13 protein-coding genes are annotated in these 20158 nt (G+C 55.1%); 6 read left to right on the top strand and 7 right to left on the bottom strand.

Features of this window, described 5'->3' with window-relative positions:
- Positions 1–2: 2 nt before the first annotated feature.
- Positions 3–1196 (bottom strand): class I SAM-dependent rRNA methyltransferase, encoded by a 1194-nt coding sequence (locus B7994_RS12190; RefSeq protein WP_088638742.1) that lies wholly within the window; start codon positions 1194–1196, stop codon positions 3–5.
- Between the two features lie 182 nt (positions 1197–1378).
- On the opposite strand from B7994_RS12190, the gene B7994_RS12185 reads away from it, so the two are divergent.
- The gene (locus tag B7994_RS12185) at positions 1379–1735 is read left to right on the top strand and encodes a VanZ family protein (RefSeq protein ID WP_233143202.1); all 357 of its coding nucleotides are present in this window, start codon (positions 1379–1381) and stop codon (positions 1733–1735) included.
- A 34-nt stretch (positions 1736–1769) separates the two neighbouring features.
- Complete coding sequence (locus B7994_RS12180; RefSeq protein WP_144063880.1) at positions 1770–3302, top strand: hypothetical protein; 1533 nt, start codon at positions 1770–1772, stop codon at positions 3300–3302.
- A gap of 3 nt (positions 3303–3305) precedes the next feature.
- On the opposite strand, the gene ruvB is transcribed toward B7994_RS12180, so the two are convergent.
- The 4 genes from ruvB to B7994_RS12160 all read right to left on the bottom strand — a co-directional run bounded on the left by ruvB (position 3306) and on the right by B7994_RS12160 (position 7416).
- Positions 3306–4346: a Holliday junction branch migration DNA helicase RuvB gene (gene ruvB / locus B7994_RS12175; RefSeq protein WP_088638780.1), complete on the bottom strand. Its 1041-nt coding sequence runs from the start codon at positions 4344–4346 to the stop codon at positions 3306–3308.
- Positions 4347–4397: 51 nt separating this feature from the next.
- A complete protein-coding gene (ruvA, locus tag B7994_RS12170) occupies positions 4398–5006 on the bottom strand; it encodes a Holliday junction branch migration protein RuvA (protein ID WP_088638740.1) in 609 nt (202 codons plus the stop codon).
- Between the two features lie 122 nt (positions 5007–5128).
- A complete protein-coding gene (locus B7994_RS12165; RefSeq protein WP_088638739.1) occupies positions 5129–6574 on the bottom strand; it encodes a LamG domain-containing protein in 1446 nt (481 codons plus the stop codon).
- Complete coding sequence (locus tag B7994_RS12160; RefSeq protein ID WP_088638738.1) at positions 6571–7416, bottom strand: TIGR02147 family protein; 846 nt, start codon at positions 7414–7416, stop codon at positions 6571–6573. Before B7994_RS12160 ends, B7994_RS12165 begins: the two co-directional genes overlap by 4 nt.
- A 214-nt stretch (positions 7417–7630) precedes the next feature.
- On the opposite strand from B7994_RS12160, the gene B7994_RS12155 reads away from it, so the two are divergent.
- Positions 7631–10018: a DUF4859 domain-containing protein gene (locus tag B7994_RS12155; protein WP_088638737.1), complete on the top strand. Its 2388-nt coding sequence runs from the start codon at positions 7631–7633 to the stop codon at positions 10016–10018.
- Positions 10019–10101: 83 nt separating this feature from the next.
- Here B7994_RS12155 and B7994_RS12150 read toward each other — a convergent pair whose 3' ends face one another.
- Together B7994_RS12150 and B7994_RS12145 are read right to left on the bottom strand one after the other, a co-directional pair.
- Positions 10102–12039, bottom strand: a complete 1938-nt coding sequence (locus tag B7994_RS12150; protein ID WP_233143201.1) for a glycoside hydrolase family 44 protein — start codon at positions 12037–12039, stop codon at positions 10102–10104.
- Positions 12040–12146: 107 nt separating this feature from the next.
- Entirely contained in the window at positions 12147–13670 is a 1524-nt protein-coding gene (locus B7994_RS12145) for a CotH kinase family protein (RefSeq protein WP_088638736.1), read from the bottom strand.
- A 67-nt stretch (positions 13671–13737) separates the two neighbouring features.
- Here B7994_RS12145 and B7994_RS12140 point away from each other — a divergent pair, with 67 nt between their 5' ends.
- From B7994_RS12140 to B7994_RS12130, 3 genes are all read left to right on the top strand, one after another.
- Complete coding sequence (locus B7994_RS12140) at positions 13738–13935, top strand: hypothetical protein (RefSeq protein WP_088638735.1); 198 nt, start codon at positions 13738–13740, stop codon at positions 13933–13935.
- Between the two features lie 167 nt (positions 13936–14102).
- Positions 14103–17012, top strand: coding sequence for a glycoside hydrolase family 43 protein (locus B7994_RS12135; RefSeq protein ID WP_088638734.1), 2910 nt, complete (start codon positions 14103–14105; stop codon positions 17010–17012).
- Positions 17013–17175: 163 nt separating this feature from the next.
- Positions 17176–20085 carry a hypothetical protein gene (locus B7994_RS12130; RefSeq protein ID WP_233143200.1) on the top strand — a complete coding sequence of 970 codons (2910 nt, stop codon included), beginning with the start codon at positions 17176–17178 and terminating at the stop codon, positions 20083–20085.
- Positions 20086–20158: the final 73 nt, after the last annotated feature.

Below are 20158 nucleotides of genomic sequence, written 5' to 3'. Positions count from 1 at the left end.
AATTAGACCACCTGTACGAGCAATCCCTTGAGGTACTGGCCTTCGGGGAAGGCCGTATTTACGGGATGGTCGGCGGGCTGGCCGAAGCGTTCAATGATTTGAACGCGCCGTCTCGCATCGGCGGCGGCATCCGCGATAATCTTTTGGAACAAGTCCATTTCCATGAGTCCGGAGCAGCTGAAAGTCGCGAGCATGCCGCCTTCGGCCAAGAGCTTCATGGCGAGCAGATTGATGTCCTTGTACCCGCGGGCGCCTTTCTGCAGGTTGTCCTTGCTCTCTACGAACTTGGGCGGGTCCAGCACGATGAGGTCGAATGTTTCAGCCTTGTCGCGGCACTTGCGCAGGTACTGGAATACATCCGCTTCTACATGCGTTGCATGCGTGGTGCTGAGCTTGTTGCGCATGATGCCTTCCTTCGCGAGCTTGAGGGCGTCCTTGGAAACATCCACCTGGTATACCTTCTCGCAACCGCCACGGAGGGCGTATAGCCCGAATCCGCCGGTGTAGCAGAAACAGTTCAAAACTTTCTTGCCCTTTGAAAGCTCGCCGATGCGGCGGCGTGCGTCGCGCTGGTCGAGGTAGTAGCCCGTCTTGTGCCCGTTCTTCACGTCGATGGGGAAGAGGATACCGTTCTCGTTGATGATGACGGGCTCGTCGCTCACCTCGCCGTACACGACTCCCGTACGGAGCGGCAGACCTTCTTTTTTGCGCACGTCTGAATCGCAGCGCTCGTAGATGCCTCGGCAGTGCGTCTTTTCGGCGAGGAGTTCGTAAATCGTATTGCGGTGGACTTCCGCACCGGCGGCAAGGATTTCCACCGAGTAGATGTCGGCATACTTGTCGATGATGCATCCGGGGATACCGTCGTTTTCCGCATTGATGAGGCGGAATGCGCTCTCCTTGTCCTCGATGTCGAAGCCGCGGCTCTTGCGGGCGGCAATCGCCCGGTCAAGCAGGTCGCTGAAGAATTCTCGGTCGATGTTGCCCTTCTCGCCGAATGTCCAGAAGCGCCCGCGGATCTGGGACTTGGGCGAGTATGCCGCAAGACCCAGGAAGTCGCTCCGGTAGCTGTAAACCTCGACGGTATCGCCGAGTGCAGGGTCGCCGACGACCTCGTCGACGGCTCCGCTAAAGATCCACGGGTGATAACGCAATGCGGACTTCTCGCGTCCGGCCTTCAGGGTAATCGCTTTCATGTGCGTAAATGTAGAAAAATGGCCCTCATGCAAATTTTTTTATACCCGGAAAACGATACTCGCACAAGAAAAAAGAAATGCAATCCTTTGTCATTAATTTATTTTCTACATTTCTTGGCAGGATGTTTGAATCGCTATTTGAAAAATACCCGTTTTTCCGGGCCGTGCCAGCCGTGCTATGCATGGCAATTATCTTCAAACTGTCGTCTCTTACTAACGAGCAGCTGGAAGACCTTCCGCAGGTCTGGGACAAGTTGGCGCATTTCTGCGAATATGCGACGCTTGCGGGCTGCTTTGCCATGTGGTGGTCTCGCGCCCAATGGTCCAAGAGGCAGTGGCTGCGGGTCCTTGTCGTGACGGCACTCGTTGTCGCCTATGGCTGTACCGACGAATTCCACCAGAGCTTTGTCGAGGGCCGCGACTGTAGCCCGCTCGACTTGGTGGCCGATCTCCTGGGGGGCCTCACGGGAGGCTCTGTATACGCCCTCATTTGCCTGCTTCTGAACAGGTTCGACCCGCTTCGCGAAAAAGACGGCTAACATTCCGCTCTCAATTATTATAAATTATTTCACGATGGCTAGATGGTTAGACATCGGTATCGGATTTGTGCGCCCGAGAAGTCTTTTGCTCTCGTTGGCGTTTATGGCTGTTTTCTCGGTGGCGCAGACCGCGGATTCTACGGCCTCGTCTGCTGCTTCCGTGGATTCGGCTGTTGTCTCGAATGATACCGCGACAGTCGATACGGGGTCTTCTTTCTGGTCCCGTTTTTTTGTATGGCCTTTCGAGCACATTATCCAGCCTGCCCTGAACGGAGCCGTCTATCCGATAGCGCAGCCTATCAAGTATGCCTTTGATAATGGTGTTATCGAAACATCCATTGACCTTATTACGTTCGGCGAGAAGCGTAACGTACTCCTGTACCCGATAATGAACTTGAAACCGGGCAATACTACGATGCTCGGCTTTACGTACCGCCACCGGAGCCTGTTCTTGGACAAGGACTATCTTGTTCTGTCGCCACAGTACTTTGCAAACGGTGACTGGTATATTGATCTGCGATACACGAAGCACCAGCTTTTTGGCACGAGGCTTCTGGGGGGACTCCGCTTCCGCAAGTATTGGGACAGTGATGCCCGGTTTATCATTCCGGGAACGAAGGAATCGTTCATAATGCCGGATTCCTCGATGACGTTCGATTTTCGTACCGGCTTGCCTTTGACAAGCGATGGCCGCTGGAGCCTGGAATTCAATGGCCGTGTTGATTTCAAGAGGCATGACTTCCCGAACAAGACGCAGGATAGTATCCTTGTCGACGATAAGTTCTATGTCGGCGACCACGGGTTGTACCAGCATTTTATGCAGTATCCGGTAGAGGCGTCCATCCTGTTCGATAACCTCGACTTCCCGTTTACGCCGAGCCGCGGTAGCCGTATGCAACTCTCGGCACGCTATGTCTTTGTGGGTGAGTACAGCGGAATCTCGAGGCAGGATCTTTCGAATGCGCTTGGAACCAGGGCGTCGGAGTCGATTGTAGACGATGGGGCGAACCATGACTACATGCGTACCGAGGTCTTGCTGCAGCATTACTTCTATTTCGGCAAGGCGGAAACATTCCACTTTTCGAGAAAGGAAGCTCGGCAGAACAGGCGGTTCTATACGGACTTCAACTGGGATGCCGCCTTGCGCATGTGGCGCCCGGAAAATGTACGCGAGACGCTTTTTGAACGTCGCGTCATTGCACTACAGTACCGCCTTGTAGATATCTGGGAAATGGAACAGGGCCATGCGGCTGTCGATGCGTACACGATTGTTGGTCCGAGATTCCCGTTCCGAGGTTATGGCAATGCATGGTCCACCCGCCATGTGATGAGCCTGAGCATGGAGTACCGCTGGCCTATCGACTATTACGTCGATGGGGTCCTTTTCAATGAGTATATGATGCATGCACCAGGATTCAAGGAATGGTCGTTCGACCGGTTCTACAATTCCTGGGGATTTGGAGTACGCGTGCGCAGACCGGATATGTACTGGTTCCGCGTACAACTGGGTTTCCATGGTCTACATGGCGTGAATCTCGTGATGACGATCGCACCGGAATTCCGCTGAACTTTAGAACAAGTTAATTTGGTCTAAGGCGGGGTCGAGATTCTGGGGAATCTTCTTGTGGAACATCTCATAGGCATTGCGTGTGGCGATTCGCCCGCGGGGGGTGCGGTTTAAGAGGCCCTTCTGTATAAGGTAGGGTTCGTAAACTTCTTCAATGGTATTAGGCTCTTCGCCCATCGCGGCGCTGATGGTGCCGATACCTACGGGCCCGCCATCGAACATGTCCATCATGGTAGAAAGGATACGGCGGTCCGTCGGGTCCAGGCCTTCCTTGTCTATTCCGAGCATGTCGAGAGTCTTGCTTGCGGCCTGTACGTCGATTATGCCGGTTCCGCGAACTTGTGCCACGTCGCGGCATCTCCGGAGCACGCGGTTCGCGATTCGGGGAGTCCCGCGGCACCTGCCGCCGAGCATTCTTGCGGCATCTTCCGAAAGTTCAATATCCAGAATACCAGCGCTACGCATCAGGATCTTGACGAGGTCCTTCTCGTTGTAGAGTTCCAGTCGGTATTGAAGGCCGAAGCGGTCGCGGAGCGGTCCGGTCAGTTGCCCGCTGCGGGTCGTGGCGCCAACGAGGGTGAAGTGCTTGAGCGGCAGGTTCACGCTACGTGCTGCTGGGCCCGAATCCAGCATGATGTCGAGCCGGAAATCTTCCATGGCGGGGTAGAGGTATTCCTCGACGGTGCGGTTCAGACGGTGGATTTCGTCGATAAACAGCACGTCGTTCTCCTGCAGGCTCGTGAGTAGCCCGGCGAGGTCGCTTGCCTTCTCGAGCACGGGCCCGCTGGTAATGTGGATGTTTACGCCCATCTCTTTGGCGATGATGCCTGCGAGGGTGGTTTTGCCGAGGCCCGGTGGCCCCGCAAAAAGGCAATGGTCAAGAGCGTCACCGCGGTGCTTGGCAGCCTCGATGGCGATGGAAAGACTTTCCTTGATGTCTTCTTGGCCGGTGAATTCGGCAAGGCTGGGCGGTCTCAGATTCTTGTCTGAATCGCTGTCGTCAAAGGAACTCTTCTGCGGGGAAATGATGCGGTTGTCTTCCATGTTATGACCTGTCATCCTGATGGCCGATGGCCAGCCGGATTCATAAATTTTTTATAAGTACTTCAGCGCCTCGGGGATAAGGGCTGCGGCATCGGCGCTGTCGCCCAGGATTTCTGCCGCCTTCACGACGGCCTTCTCTGCTGCCGGGTCCTTCACGCCGAGCGTGTGAAGGGCGAGGACGGCTTCCATTTTGGCACCGGTGAGGGTGCCTATGCTGGTAACGCCTGAGCCATCTACGTTGCCAAGCGCCTGCAGGAGTGTTGCTGCCTTTTCTTTGAGGCTGAGCGTCATCTGTTCGCAGGTCTTTTTGCCGAGGCCCTTGATTTTTGAAAGTGCGGCCTTGTTATCGCTTGCAATCATGTTCAGGAGGTCGGCGGGGGAGACTCCACTCAGGATGCGCTGCGCCATCTTGGGGCCGACTCCGTTCACGTCGAGCAACATCAGGAAAATGTCTTTTTCGGTCTTGTCGGCAAATCCGAACAGCGTCATCGAATCTTCGCGTACGGCGAGGTAGGTATGGAGCGTCACCTCGTTTTCGATTTCGGGTAGCTTGCCTGCGGTATAGGCCGAAATGTTCACGCCGTACCCGACTCCATTCACGTCCACGACCACGAAAGTGGGGGATTTTTCTGCAAGAATACCTTTAATTCTTTCGATCATGGGGCTTCCTCTATGCCGTAAAACCTTGTGCACGAATGTTTACTGCACAAATATATACTAAACATAGGGGCTCTGTCAAGCCTTTTGGAGTAATTTTTTGAAAAAAGCGAATATGTTGCTTTTTATGGCTTCAGATTGTCGTACCGGATCTTTATCCACTCGGGGCTGTGGGCAATCGATTCAATGCGGATTTCATCGAGCGGCCCGTTCCAGGTTTCGGTCTCGATTTCGTCGCCGCCGATGCGGAAGGGGACGCTGCGGGTCAGTTCGTTCGGCACGAACTCGCCTGCAAATTCAGTACCGTCGCTACCCGCAATCGCTACGGGTTTGCCGTTCACGTACATGCTTACCTTGTGGTCCCTGGACACGAGCGTGAGCATCGCCCACTCGCCAACAGGCACGCTGGTCGAATCCCCGAAGAATACCGCCTCGGGCCTGCCCGGCATGCTCTTCATTACGGCAAACGAACCGCTATTTACCTCGTAGTGCCACTGGAACCTTGACGTAGAATCGCTCCAGTAAGCGCGCTGGCAGAACAGCACCTGGTGCTCACCGTTGGGGCCGTTCCATTTTGTCCAGAGCGAAAGCGTAAAGTCGCCACCGGTCGGGTTGAGGGTATCGAGATCGATATACTGGCCCGGTTCCAGGAGCACGGCCTTGCCCTTTACGCCATCCACGTAATTCACGCTGTCCGCCAGTTTGCCGTTATGGCCGAACACCTGCTCGTCACCAGCCATATTGATATCTACCGCACTGCGGCTGGTATCGAACCTAACAACATAATCGGTATGGTAAGAGCTAAACCCGTACGCATCCGCAAGCATAGGCAGGTCAAGGTTCCAGAGGAAACCGTCGTAGTTTTCAAGTTGCGGGAGGACAACGGTATCGCCTTCATCTTGTATGGTAAACGGAATATAGCCCAGCACGGAATCGCTTTCTGAATAAATTAATTCTTCCTGCATTCCCGGCGGGATGGAATCGAAACTGAACGAGCCATCTTCCTGTATGTCGGCGCTAAGATTCGTTCCGCCGATGTGAACCTTGCCCGAAGCCACGCCGGACATGCTCCCGCGCAGGGCCTTGCGCGACCCGATACGGACCTCGGTAGCCTTTCCACTCGGCGGAAGCGAGATTCCCGAAAGGGAACCCGACCGTGCATACAGATAAACGCCCGCAAACGCATTTACCACGCCCCTTGCAGAATCCGCATACTGGATGACGGTCGTCCGCCCGTTTTGCAGATAGCCATGCATGTCAGTGCTTGCGACCCTGAATTCGAACTGAGCATTCGAATCGGCAACAGCTTCCAGCGAATCCTCAATTGCATAACCGTTATCCCAATACAGCGTGAGGCGCGCGGCAGGCATCCTGTTGCCCTGCATGTCGACAACAGTCCCTGCAATCTTTGTCGTATCCGGTTCTCGAGCAATAGAGTTCCCGATATCGGTAACGCCGCCCGCAACATCGTCGCCGTTCGAGCAGGCAAAAAACGCAAGGGATGCGGCAAAAGCGAGCGCCCACGCGCGGCAAATGGCAGGCTGTTTTAGATAAACAATCAAACGTTTCATCTTTCAACCTCCGTTCCGACTTTCTTGCTCATCGGGAATGCCACGAGCATCATCTCGTAAACGCGCTCCACATCCAGGTCGTTAGCTGCCCGCGCAATAATCTTCTTGCGGGCCTCTTCCAATACCTCTACCGCATAATTATAGGATTTCTCGCTCATCGCAAGCGTCGTGAAGGCGGCAAAGCGTTCGTTTTTCGGCATGGCCTCCACTGCACCAATCGCATGCTGTATATACTCGCGGCGGATTTTCCGGAGGGCAATTGGCGGAATTTCCGCGGCATCGAGCATCTGCGATACGCGCTCATAACGTTCGCCATCCTTTTTCAACAGGCCCCATTCCAGCAGGTTCTTCACCGCCTCGCGGGCCTCCTCCGTCGTTATCTGCGGGGTAAGCGAGCGGGCCAGCACGCGAAAATCGCCGTTCCAGTCCGATTCCACCGCAAGTTCGCGTATCACCGGATAGTACCACTTGCTAAAGTAGGCCTGCTCGCGCGTCGTCACGTGCGTGAACTCAATCTGCCTGCGGATCTGCAGAATCTGTTCCCACGCCTGGTCGCGCTCGTCCACCTGCTGCGCCTGGTTGTACTGCACCAGCGCCTCGAAGTATGCCTTCTGCAGGGGCTCAAAATCCATCGCCTTCGAAATTTTCTCGATAGACTTGGGCGTGAGATTGAAGCGCCCGCGGATTACGTTCAGGCAGTACGACGAACTGCTGAAACCCGCCTTCGCCGCAAAAAAGCGATGCGAAAACACGGAGCGCATTTTCTTCTGCTCTTCGAAATAGTCCTGCATGAACTTGCGGAAGTCATCGTAGTCAAACAGATGTTCCAGGGCGATACTCATGTCTTTTAAGATATAAAATTTTTACACAAAAAGCAATATGTTTTGCAGAATTGTCTTGAAAATCTGTTTTGATTATAGAAATTCTTACACAAAATGGTCCCAGAAAATTTTTTACACACCCTCAACACGGAATCTTTTCTGGGGGAATCCCCAAATCTAGGATTTCCGGGTTCAAAAACCTATTTCTTGCGTAGCATCAAAACTGGAGTGTGTTATGCAAAAAAAGTGTATGGGATGGATAGCCGCGGCAGCGCTCGCGGCAGGGATGGGGGTCATGGCCTCCGCTGCGGAAGGGGACGCCTACACATGGCCCGCCTACCGCTCTGACCTCGATTACGACACCAAGTCGAACCTGGGTGAAATCAAGCCGCCCACCAAGTTCAACAACAACTGTTCGGGCGTGACCGGCAAAAAGGCCGGCAAGTGGTGGGCCTTCTACTGGGGCAAGGATCGCGACAGCCGCATTACCGACGTGACTATCGACAGCATCCTCAAGAAATACGATACCGACTTCGAGTACCTCTATAACGAGATGGGCTGGGCACCTGACGCACAGGCACAGGACGGCCAGTACAGCGCCGTGTACTACTACGGCTCGGGCACGTGCGCGGGCGGCGCAAAGACCGACACCACCGGCGGATGGCAGACATGGGTTGCGGGCTACACGGCCGTCGCGGCATCGTTCTACCCGCTGTACAGTTTCAACACGAGCTGCCCCTACCGCGATCGCGTGGCGCAGATGGACGCGATGATTCACGAGGGCATCCACTCGATGACGAACGGCTACCCTGGCGCAAAGGAGGCGCACTGGTTCCAGGAAGCGGGCAACACCTGGATTCAGCAGGACATGTTCAGCCACCGCGAAGGCGTCTATAGCGGCATGGGATTCCTGAACGCGGCGACGGTGATTGCGCCCTTCATGCCCATCGAATGTTACTCGGGCTGGCTCATCGACGGTACCTTCGGTGGCCCCGGCGCTCAGGGCGTTACCGGCAAGAACCAGCGTTCACTCCTGGGCGGTGCACAGTACAGCAACATTTTCCCCACGTTCATGGGCACATGGCTCGGTACGGGGTCCGTGCGTTGGGTGTACGGCCACGCCTACGGCAAGACGACCTACCTGCTCGAAACTTACGGGCTCGACATCGGCCTCGGTGACGAGGGCGTGCGCAGGCTCATTACGGAATTCCGCGCTAGGCTCGCGATGCTCGACATGAAAAAGTGGTCCAACGAAATCAAGAACCTGCTGAACCAGAATTTTGGAAGCAATACGTATTGGGAACAGGACTACTGGGACAACGGCAAATACAGCTACACCTGGAAAATGACTCCGTACCAGAGCGTCACCGTTAGCAACGGCGACTGGGTGCCGAACCAGGACTTGACTCCGGGATGGTCGGGCTCTAACGTAATCCCGCTCAAGCTCAAGGACGGAGCGACGCAAATCAGCATGACACTCTATCCGAACGGCTCGCACTCCACGAACGAAAACATGCGACTGGTGCTTGCCTACCGCGCCACGGACGGCACGCCGGTGTACAGCACACCCGTGAAGGGCAACGAGACCGCCATCCTTAAAATCGCGAAGACCCCGAGCAGCACGGGCGGCAGCAAGATGGCCTTCGCCATCGTCGTGAACACCGACTACAATTACTCGAAAAACCCCGACATGCGCACCTACCACTACGATTACCGCCTCAAGCCCGAGGAAGGAATCAACGGCGCAGGCGACGCGAATACGAAATACTACAACGATTTCAAACTGGATTACAAGTGGCCTGAAATTGGCGATGCCCCCGTTGCATCGAGCAGCAGTGTCGCGCAGAGTTCCAGCAGTGTGAACCCGGTTTCTTCGAGCAGCGAGAAGCCCACGAGCTCGAGCAGCAGCGTTGTGCCAGCAACCACCGCAGCGACATACGACATCAAGGTGACTCTCCCCATCGACGACAACTACGCTCCGGTTACCGCAACATTCGACGTCGCCGAAGTTGCAAGCAAGCTCGGACTCACCGCTAATACACTCACGCAGGCAACCTTCTTCGCGCAGGAACCCAGCGGGAACAACGTAACCGAATCTACCGCGAACGCACCCGGCCACTGGTTCGGCAAGACGGGCAACGTGGTGGAATGGGGCGAAAACGCCTACGTGTTTAGCGAAGCGGATATCGCGAAGGGGACGCTCTCCATCGGGCACTACCCGAACCGCGTGAACAACGGTGATACATACAAGTTTACGCAGGGCCTCCAGTACAACGGGAAGGCGGTACTCTTCAAGGTGACGATCACGCTCACGAACGAGCAGGGCAATGGCGAGTCGACTACCGCACTGATGTACGGCTTGAACGGCACGCCCTCGCATATGAATGTCGCGTTCCGTCGCGGGCAACTTCAAGTTCGATACACGCTCCCGCAAAACGACAACGTGAAGGTGAGCCTGTTTACCGGATTCGGCGCGCTGATCGACCAGAAGGTGACGGGAATCCAGAACGCAGGCGGGCACGTGCAAACCTTCGACATGAGCGAGATGCCCGCAGGCACCTACATCGTGAAGGTTTCGACCGGTAGTTACCACGAGGCACGACCGATCAATATTACCAGATAGCTTGCTCCTCTGCTATCCACACCAAAGAGCCTCCGGCAGTTTCGCCGGAGGCTTTTGTGTCAGATCATAGGAAATGCGCAGGCTTATTTCACTGTAATGGAGTGATTCTGCTTGCCGATGCGCAGGATATACTTGCCAGCGTGCGGAACACTGATGTTCAGAGAGTTTTTCTGGTTCCAGATGCCGCTTTCGATGACTTGGCCGAGTACATTGCTGAGTGTATAGCGCGTGGAGCCCATGCCTTCCACTGCATGTGAGGTGATGGTGCGGCCCTGGGCGGTAACGTAGTATCTTGCCGTGACGTGCGCAATGCTGCGACTGTCGCCGGGCTTGATGGCGTCGGTAGAATCGACGACTTTTGGCGTATCGGTGGTGAGCAACAATGCGGTGATGGATTTTGCGGGGAGCTTCAGCGAGAACTTGTTCGCGGTGGCGCCCGTTGCGCTCGTGGCTCCGCCCTGCACGTTTGCTGCTGCCGCGTCTTCTTTCAGTGCGTTGTTCGTGTGCGATACGAAAGTCTCGCCCTGGAGGTTCTGCAGTGTGAGCGTTTTGACCGTCCCGTCAGAGGCGAAGTTCGCGAGGCTGAGGTTCACGTCCTGCGCGTCCTTCTCTGCGCGGTTCACGAAGATGACGGTGAGCGAGTCGCCCTTGTTGGTAATGGAACTGTAGGCGGAGACGAGCGAATCGTTCGTGGATACGGATTCGATGCGGTTTGCATGCCCGTAGCGGCTGAAGAGGTGGACCGTTTCGTACATGCCGTTGCCCCATGTCCACGGGGTGAATATCTCGACGCCGTTATCCTGCATGGTGCCGATGAACGAGGCGTAGGTGAGGGCGGTGACCATCGGGTCGTCTTCGTCGATGAGGCTTGTCTCGGTGATGCCGAGCGTGATACCGTGGCCTTCGCCGAAGTACTTGTCGAGCCAGTCGTTGATGCGCTTGAAAATGTATTCCTTGGTGTTGTTGTTGTCCCAGCTGCCGTTCACCATCTTGATTCCGTTTGCGCCGGGGTAGTTGTAGGTGGTGTCGAACAGTACGCGGTACCAGTTTACGCGCGATTCGTAATCCTTTTCGCTCGGGTACCAGTGTATGTCGAGAACGTCGAGCAGTCGCACGCCGGAAGCCTTCTGTTCCTCGGCGACCTTCATGATGAAGTATTCGAGCCAGCAGTAGTTGCGTTCGGGTCCCTTGGGACGGTCCTGTTCGTTATATGAACCAATGGAACACCATTGCCATTCGTTTGCTGTTACGGGGCCGGTGAGCTTGATGTCCTTCCATTGGGCACGAGCCTTCTTGGCGACATCGATGTAACGCTCTACCAGGAAGTCTCCCGTGACGGGCAGGTCGAGGTCGGAATGCGTACCGCGCCAGATTTCCATCTCGTTGTCCATGCTCCAGTATTGGAAACGGCTCATGTCGAACTTGAGCTCGTCGCGCCAGTAGGGGATAATCGCGACGGTGGAGTCGGCGGGCCATTCCATGTTGTAGAGCTTGTAGTCGCCTGCCTTCACGAGTTCCTTGCCGTCTTCGGATACTTCACCACCGCCTGCGAGGTCCAGCGTTTGTGTCGCGTAGAAACCGTGTTCCTGTTTCCAGTTCCAGTCGCCAAAGTTGTAGTCGGTGGAACTTGCTGCGAAACCCGTGAGCTGGAAGGCGTACATGGCGTCGATTCCGGGCATCTTGCCAAGGACCTTCTGTGCCGTGTTCGCCCAGTCGTGCGTGTAGACGTTGTTGTACCAGTCGGGGTGGACGGTCATTTTGTGGCGCCAGTTGTAGCGCGTGGCGTTGTTGCCGTTGTTCGCGCGTAAAAAGTGTATGCCCGCTTCGAGCATCTGGCTGATGAACGCCTCTTCGGTAGTGTCCGTTTCGGCGGTACCGTCGCTAATCTTGTCGATATTGCGCCCGTACAGGTATGGCGAGATTTTCTTGACGCCCTTTTGTGTATCGACGGTGATGTCGATGGCGGCGGTGGATATCGTCGCGAAACCCGCGACGAAAACAGCGGTTAGAATCTTTTTCATAAACACCCCTAGTAAACAACTATCCTTAAAATAATCTTTTTTAAGGGAAATGTGAAAGGGGGTGTGCTTTTTGGCACATCTATGTTGAAAAAGGTGCAACGATAGGGTTAATATTGCGCCAGAACGCGGCTGTATTTGTCGATTCGCTCGGTGAGCCAGGCTTTTAGACTCTGGATTTCAACATCGTACCGGCGGATAGGCGGCCAGCGTGTGGCGTCGTTCTCGAGCGCGATAGCAGTCTGCAAAACGTAAGCATCGAGTTTTGTGAAGGCGTCATCGAGGATGCCAGTCTTGAGCGATTCCCAGCGTGCCTTGTATACGGCGAGAAAAGTCTCGTTTGCGAACATATTGGCGAAGAAACCCGGAACCGCCCTGCCGTCGTAACTGTTGAAACGCATGTTTGTGCCGTTGCACATTCCCCAGTCGTTCTTGCTTTCTGCAGTGCAGTTGTAGGGGCTTTTCGAGGGGTTGCCTGTCCCGAGAATCCAACTCTGGCTCGTGAAGTACTCCTTGGTATCCTCGTCCCAGCCGTAGCCGAAACCTCCGTCAAAATCCCAGACGGGCCCCATGTGGTATTTCCCGGTATTGTCCCGGTAGAGGTACATGCTTCGCGGTGCCTCCAGTTCCACATTGCGCGTGATTTCCTGTAGCAGGATGAAGTCGATGAAACTTTCCATGTCTATCAGTTTCTGCACGTTGTCATAATCGGCACTTACGATTGCCTGTTCCAGGGTGGCGAAGTCGGCAGCGATGGCTTCGAGCCGTTCTGCGGAAATGTTTTTCGGATATTTTACGGCGACGGGCATCCCGTATACCTTGCTGTAGAAGTTGTTGCCTGCGTCGGGGGAAAGTTCCGGACCGTCGTCCATGTCGAGGCAGAGCAGCAGGCCGCTTGTGTCGATGTCTACGCGGCTTGTGGCCCTCTCGATCTGTTCGGTCAACTGGTACATGCCCATGTAATCCCCGTTGATTTCGACCTCTACGAACCGGTTCGCGTTCACGAACGGGAAACTGCCCATATAGCGCGCCATGTCGAACGCGATGGCGTTCATGAACTTGCTCTGGTCGCGGTAGTTGGCGAGCAGCACCCAGTCCTTGTTGGCAGGGAGCCCGAGAATACTTGTCTTATTGTCAAGCTTGATGCGGTACGGCTTCTTGTCGTACCAGAGCCTTGTGGAGTTGCCGCGCTGGCGAATTTTTGCGCTTGCCGGTGCGATGCTCTCGTATTGACCGTTACCTGCAATCTCGATGCTGCAGGCGACATAGCCCGTATCTATGCTGTCGGCGGCGGTGATTCGCACGTAGGGAATGCCGTTGTTCGGCAGGGGGATGTTTTTGACGGAAGAAGACGATGTCTGCGAATTCCATAGTGAAGACGATGTCGGCTGTATTTGAGGCGAAGAAAAGCCTTGCTGCGCCTGAGACGATGAAGAGCTTTGCGGTGCCCAAAGAGAAGATGAACTGTTAAAAAATGAACTGTTCGGAAAATCGACGGGCGTAATGCTTGTGGTACTTTCGGTGGCTGCGACTTCGGTACCGGTTGGTGCTTCGGAAACGGAATCTCCGCAGGCGCAGATTGATAGTAAAACCAGAAACAGCCCACCTTTCGCCAGTCTACAAACACGTCCCATTTTTTACACCTCGCAGGGGAATATAGCCGGTTTTCCCGCGAAAAAGAAGGTTTTTCGTAAGGTGTAGTTGAGTTTCCGTGTAAAAGCCGTGTTGGAATCTAGGCAGTTCGATTCGGGCGAAGGCTTTGCAGCTGCATTCAACCCCACAATCGGTTATGGCGGTATCCGCGGTGGTGTCGACGAGGTATTCTTCTTCGATGGTACGCAGTCCAACAACTGGATGCGGCTCTTCTACGCCCTGCAATATGCGGTTATAAGGGAATAAATGGGCGCTTAAGGCGCCTTTCGTGGCACATCTTGCAAAATGTGGACTTTTTTTTAAGTAAAACGTTGTTAAAATCTCATCATATTATTCTAAAATATTGTAAAACTATTGACTTTTAATTGCAAAAAGTGTAGATTTTTTATATATTCTCTGGAAAGGAGTGTGGTATGGGTGTATTGGAAACATTCAGGGCGGCGTGTGTCGCCTTATCTCTCGCGGCTGTTGCCGCATTTGCGGCCTCGGTCGCCGTTCACGATCCTTCCGTCATTGTGGTCTATAAGGACGCGGGCGGGAATTCGTATCCTGAAAACGATGCGGCCAAGTCGCGGACGAAGTATTATTACATATTCGGGACCATGAACGGGGCGGCATATTCCCGCGATATGCTGGACTGGACCCCGTTTACGCCGCAGCTTTCGAGGGGCGGCACGGTGTATGTCACTGGCAACGAGGCCAGGGACGATTACTACAGCGTGTTCAAGGCGGAAGCCGACTATGCGGAACATACGAATTCCGCGACCGCCAAGGGGAACCTGTGGGCGCCCGATATCGTGTGGAACAAGAAGCTGAAAAAGTGGTGCCTGTACTTTTCGATGGCGGGCGAGGACTGGAAAAGTTCCATTGTGCTCCTGACATCCGACAAGATCGAGGGGCCGTACGAGTACAAGGGTGCGGTCGTCTACGGCGGGATGGACAAGCAGACGGCGGGTTCTGCCGCCAATGCCGACTACGCGAAGGTGACGGGTTCTTCGACAATCGACGAGCGTTACTATATCGCGAACAACGGTGTCACTAATTTGGGCAAGTGGGATGGCGGCTATGGTTCCAGCTGCATCGACCCGAACGTGTTCTACGACGAGGACGGAAACCTGTGGCTCCTGTACGGTTCGTGGAGCGGCGGGCTTTTCCTGGTCAAGCTCGATGAGTCTTCCGGTCTCAGGGACTATTCGTACAAGTACGGGAACAACGGCGCGGCCAAGTGGAGCGGGACTTCGATGCTCGAGGACCCTTACATGGGTATCCACGTGGGTGGCGGTTATTATGTGAGTGGCGAGGGCTCGTACATCCAGTATTTCAAGGATGCGGACGGCAATGGCTACTACTACTTGTTCGTGAGTTACGGGTTCTATTCGCCCGAGGGCGGCTACACCATGCGTGTGTTCCGCAGCAAGGACGTGAAGGGGCCCTATGTCGATGTGGATGGGACTCCTGCGATTTTTGAAAAGTTTATCCTGAACTATTGGGGCAATACCGACCGCGGTTTCCCGATTGTCGCGAATTACCGCTGGAGTTTCTGGGCCGAAGACCGGGCCGAAATTGCGGATGGGCACAATTCGCTGTTGCGCGACGACGATGGCGGTATGTACCTGGTTTATCACCGCAAGTTCAACAACCATACGGGTTGGCACAATGTCGAGACTCACCAGCTGTTCTTTAACAGGATGGGCTGGATTGTGGCGGCACCTTTCGAGTATCACGAGGGTTACGGGCTACCGGCGCGTGCGCTCGACCGCAGCGATATCGCGGGCCCGTACAAGGTGATTATGCATAACCCGCCCAGGAACAACCCGCAGACCTGGGAAGATTCCGTGGCGGTGAACCAGGAACAGAACATGCAGCTCAATGCCGACGGTACGGTAACAGGCGCCTACACGGGAACCTGGGATTACGACTATGCGAAGGGCCGGAGCTATGTGACGCTCACTCTGGGTGGAACTGTCTATGAGGGCGTGGTGCTTGACCAGTTGCAGAACGATATGAGCAAGCGGACGCTTACGTTCTCGGCGATGAACAAGGCGGGGAACCGTGCCTTCTGGGGTTACCGTGTGCCGAAAACCGAAGTGCTGCAGGATGCCCGCTATTACGGCGACAGCGTGAAGGTTGTTGGGAAAAAGGACTTTAGCACGGCATGGGATGCCTATGACGAATTTGAGTCCGTGAAGGTAAGTGGAAACTTTGTCGCGGAATTTGAATTCAGGAACAAGGTAAAGAGTGGAGCCGAAAACTGGAACAACTGGGTGCTCGTCTTTAGGAACGGTGGCGACATGTGGTACCTGCGTGCCGACGGCTATTCCGTGGAAACGCTCGGTGGCGAAAATACGGTGCACTACTGGAATGCCTGGGGTGAAAACTGGGATGCCTTCAAGAAGATGTACGACGGTGCAAAAGTCCGCCTGCGTGCAGAAAAGGACGGCTACCTGATAAATGTGTATGCGTTCTTGCGCGGTGCGGCGAAGGATGGATCCGACTCGCTAGTGTATGCGGTTACGGCTACGGGGACACCGGTTGGCGATTACGAAATATTGCTCGGTGCCGACGCGGCGTCGCTCGAGTTGAGCCGCGTTGCCTACGGAGCACTTGAAAATCGCATCATGGCGGGTACGATAAACGACGGTGGCGAATACAATGTAGCGTTCAATGCGCAGAAGACGGCTGAATACAAGGTCTCGGGCGACTTTAGCGCAACATTCCGCTTTATGAATTACGGGAACAAGCCGGTTTACGGGCTTGCCGATGCGAACAAGGTGAACAACTGGGACAATTACATTGTGCGTGCGACTGCCGGCGGGGCGACGACGCTGTTGCGTGCCGATGCCTTTGCGATGGATAACGCGGGGACGTTCTATTACGATTTCGACTGGAACTGGGACGATTTCGCTGGCATCATGCGCAACGCCGAAGTGGTGATGGATGTCTCGCGCGAAAAGGATGTCGTTACCTACTCGGCCCGCATCACGGCGCAAGATGGCAAGGCGTATCACTACAAGGCGGTAAACAGGGGCGCATCGACTGCCGAGATGTCGCTCGGGTTTACTTGTGAGAAGAGTGTGGTCGACCTGCTTTCGGTTTCCGTGAATAGCGTGGCAGGCGACGGCACGCAAATCCAGGTGGAAGATCCTGATTCTTCGACCACGTCGTTTGCGGTTCGCAATGGCGTTGAAACGGGACGCAGCCTGCAGGATATGCGTGGCGCGAAGGTTTACGATGTGCGCGGTCGCCTGTTGGGAACTGCGGACAGCCCGCGGGTAAAGGAAATGCGTTTGCGCAAGGCCCGACAGCCCGTTTTTGCGAAGTAACAAAAAGCACCGCAGGTGCCCACGAAGAAACTTGTCTCCCTTGTCTCCGTTGTCTATGGACAACCGGAAGTGTGGTGGTGAAGGTACTATTTGGAGTGCCGGAGATATATTATAGGTGCAGGTTCCCGGTGGTGCGGGGCCTGTAATTCAAAGAAAGGATTGGATGATGAAAAAGTTGTGGATGTTTGGGCTTTCGCTCGCGCTTGGAGTGGGCATGTCGCAGGCGGCTCGCCAGATGGAATGGCTGAACCGCGGGCTTGTGGCGGTTAAGACCGGCGGGGGCGTGTTCCTCAGCTGGCGCGTCCTCGGGACCGAGGGCTCCGAGACGGGCTTTAACCTGTACCGCGATGGCGAGAAAATCGCGAGCCTCAGCGGGACACAGGCGAGCAACTATACCGACGCGAAAGGGACGGCCTCGAGCAGGTATTCCGTAAAGGCTGTCATAAACGGCAAGGAACTTGCATCTGACGATGCCGTACCCGTGTGGGGCGAGCAGTTTTTGACAGTGAACCTGGACAGGCCTGCAGGCGGTAGCGACTACACCTACAGTCCCAACGATATTGCCGTGGGCGATGTGGATGGTGATGGCGAGTTCGAGTTGGTTCTCAAGTGGGATCCGAGCAATTCCAAGGACAATTCCCAGAAGGGAAAGACGGGCAACGTCATCATTGACTGTTACAAGATGAGCGGCAAAAAACTTTGGCGCATCGATCTGGGCGTAAACATCCGCGCGGGTGCGCACTACACGCAGATGCTCGTGGGTGACTACGATGGCGACGGCAAGGCGGAACTTGCCGTAAAGACTGCGCCGGGAACGAAGGATGCCAGCGGAAAGTACCTAAGCAAGGGCGCAGCGGCCAATGCGGCACATACCAGCGATTACCGCAATTCGAGTGGATACATTCTGACCGGTGACGAATACCTCACGGTTTTCAACGGCGAAACGGGACTTGAAATGGCGACCGTCGCCTATAATCCAGGGCGCGGTACGGTAAAGAACTGGGGCGACAGTTACGGGAACCGCGTCGACCGCTTCCTTGCGACAAATGCCTATCTCGATGGCAAGAAACCGAGCATGGTTTTCCAGCGCGGCTATTACACGCGCATGGCGCTCACGGCCTACGACTGGGATGGAAAATCGCTGACGCAGCGCTGGTACCACAATTCGGCGACGAGCGGCAAGGAATGCTACGGGCAGGGAAACCATAACCTTTCGGCGGGTGACGTGGATGGCGACGGATTTGATGAAATCATGCAGGGTAACTGCGCTATCGATCACGATGGCAAGTTCATGTACCGTGTAGGTTACGGTCATGGTGATGCAATCCACTTTGGCGATTTGGACCCCGACAACGACGGCCTCGAGGTTTGGCAGGTCCACGAGGAAAAGCCCTACGGCTACAACTTGCACGACGCACGTACTGGCAAGGTGCTTTTCTACGAAACCAGTTCGGGCGATAACGGGCGCGGTGTCGCGGGCGACGTCGATTCCAACAGCCGTGGACATGAACTCTGGTCTGCTGCAAACTGGAACACTTATACGGCTAAGGGAAAAATCTGGAAGGCCGACAAGCGTCCCGCCTACAACTTCCGTATCTACTGGGATGGTGACCTGCTTGACGAATTGTTGGACAATACGACCATCAGCAAGTGGGACCATGCAAAGCAACAGAGCAATACGCTTTTCCAGATGCAGGGCAACAGTTGCAATACCACCAAGGCGACACCGAATTTCAGCGGTGACATTCTGGGTGACTGGCGCGAGGAAGTCATCTTGCACGATGGAGCCTCCAAGCTTTACATTTACACGACGACCACGCCTACCGAACATCGCATGTACACGCTTGCGCACGACCCGGTTTACCGCAATGGCATGAGCTGGCAGAATACCGCCTACAACCAGCCACCGCATCTGGGCTTTTGGCTGCATGGCAACAAGGGCAAGTTCCCGAAGCCGGACATCGTGCTGATAGGCGACAACACGCCGAAGGCGGCCGCGATTGTCAAGCAGGGCGCAGGTAGTTCGAGCCAGGTGATTGTGAAGGGTGATTCGATTGTCCCGTTCACCTTCGTGATCCAGCATGCGGACGGGGCGAATGTTGACGGGCTCCCGGCAGGCGTGACGGCCGTGTGGAATGCGACGACATCATCGCTCTATTTTAGCGGGACTCCCGATGTCGAGGGCGAGTTTACCTATACGATTACGACGAAAGGCGGGAATGCTGACTTTGGCGAAGCGACTCGCAACGGAAAATTCACCATCCTGAGTGTCGTGGAATCGGGGCCTGCTCCTCTTATGGTTCGGAGCGATATCGAGGCGGCGGTACCGACCGATGCAAAGGGAGCCTTTGCCGACAACCACGAGAATTTCCGCGGCACGGGATTCTACGATTTCGAAAACAGTCTCGATAGCTACGGCATTTACCACCTGGTTTCGCCGAAGGAATACAAGAATGCAACGATGGTGCTGCGCTACGCCCACGGCAAAACGGATACGCGTCGCATTATGGTGAAGATGAATGAAGACCTGGTCGGTTCGCTGACGTTCAAGCCCACTGTTGATTGGGATACCTGGGATAGCGTCTCGGTGGGTGTTTCGCTCCAGAAGGGGTTAAATGTACTTTATCTGAAATCGCTGGAAGAGGCGGGTGCACCGAACATCGACCAGATCGGTTTTGATGTCGAAGGCGTGGTGCTTTTTGAGGATTCAACGCAACTCTCGGCGATAGACACCTTGAGCGCTGAAGTCGCGGGAGACTCTTCGGGAACGACGGGACTTACCCGTGGCGATTACACCGCAGAAGACGACTTTGCAGGTAACATTCGCATTGCTGCCGGAATACACCTGAATCTTGCAGATGGTACGCTGATTGCCCGCGAATCGGGGTATGCCCAGGTGGATTTCTTTGACATGACTGGCCACCAGGTGGCGCGCCTTGCAAGAAATGTTCCGGCAGGAGCGTCTGACTTGTCCCGCGAAATCAGGGCTCTCCCCGAGGGCGTCTACATGGTCCGTGTCAAGTTCAATGGTCGCACGATGCAGAATGCGGTGCAGGTAAGAGTCGAACGGTAGTTTCCTAACTAAACGATACGTCCCGGCGGAAGCCGGGGCGTTTTTTTTTGCACCGCAGGTGCCCGCCGTAGTC

It is taken from the genome of Fibrobacter sp. UWR2 (assembly GCF_002210285.1).
GTDB lineage: Bacteria > Fibrobacterota > Fibrobacteria > Fibrobacterales > Fibrobacteraceae > Fibrobacter.
Note: the sequence above shows the minus strand (reverse complement) of the source record. Positions and strands in the feature narration are given on the sequence as shown.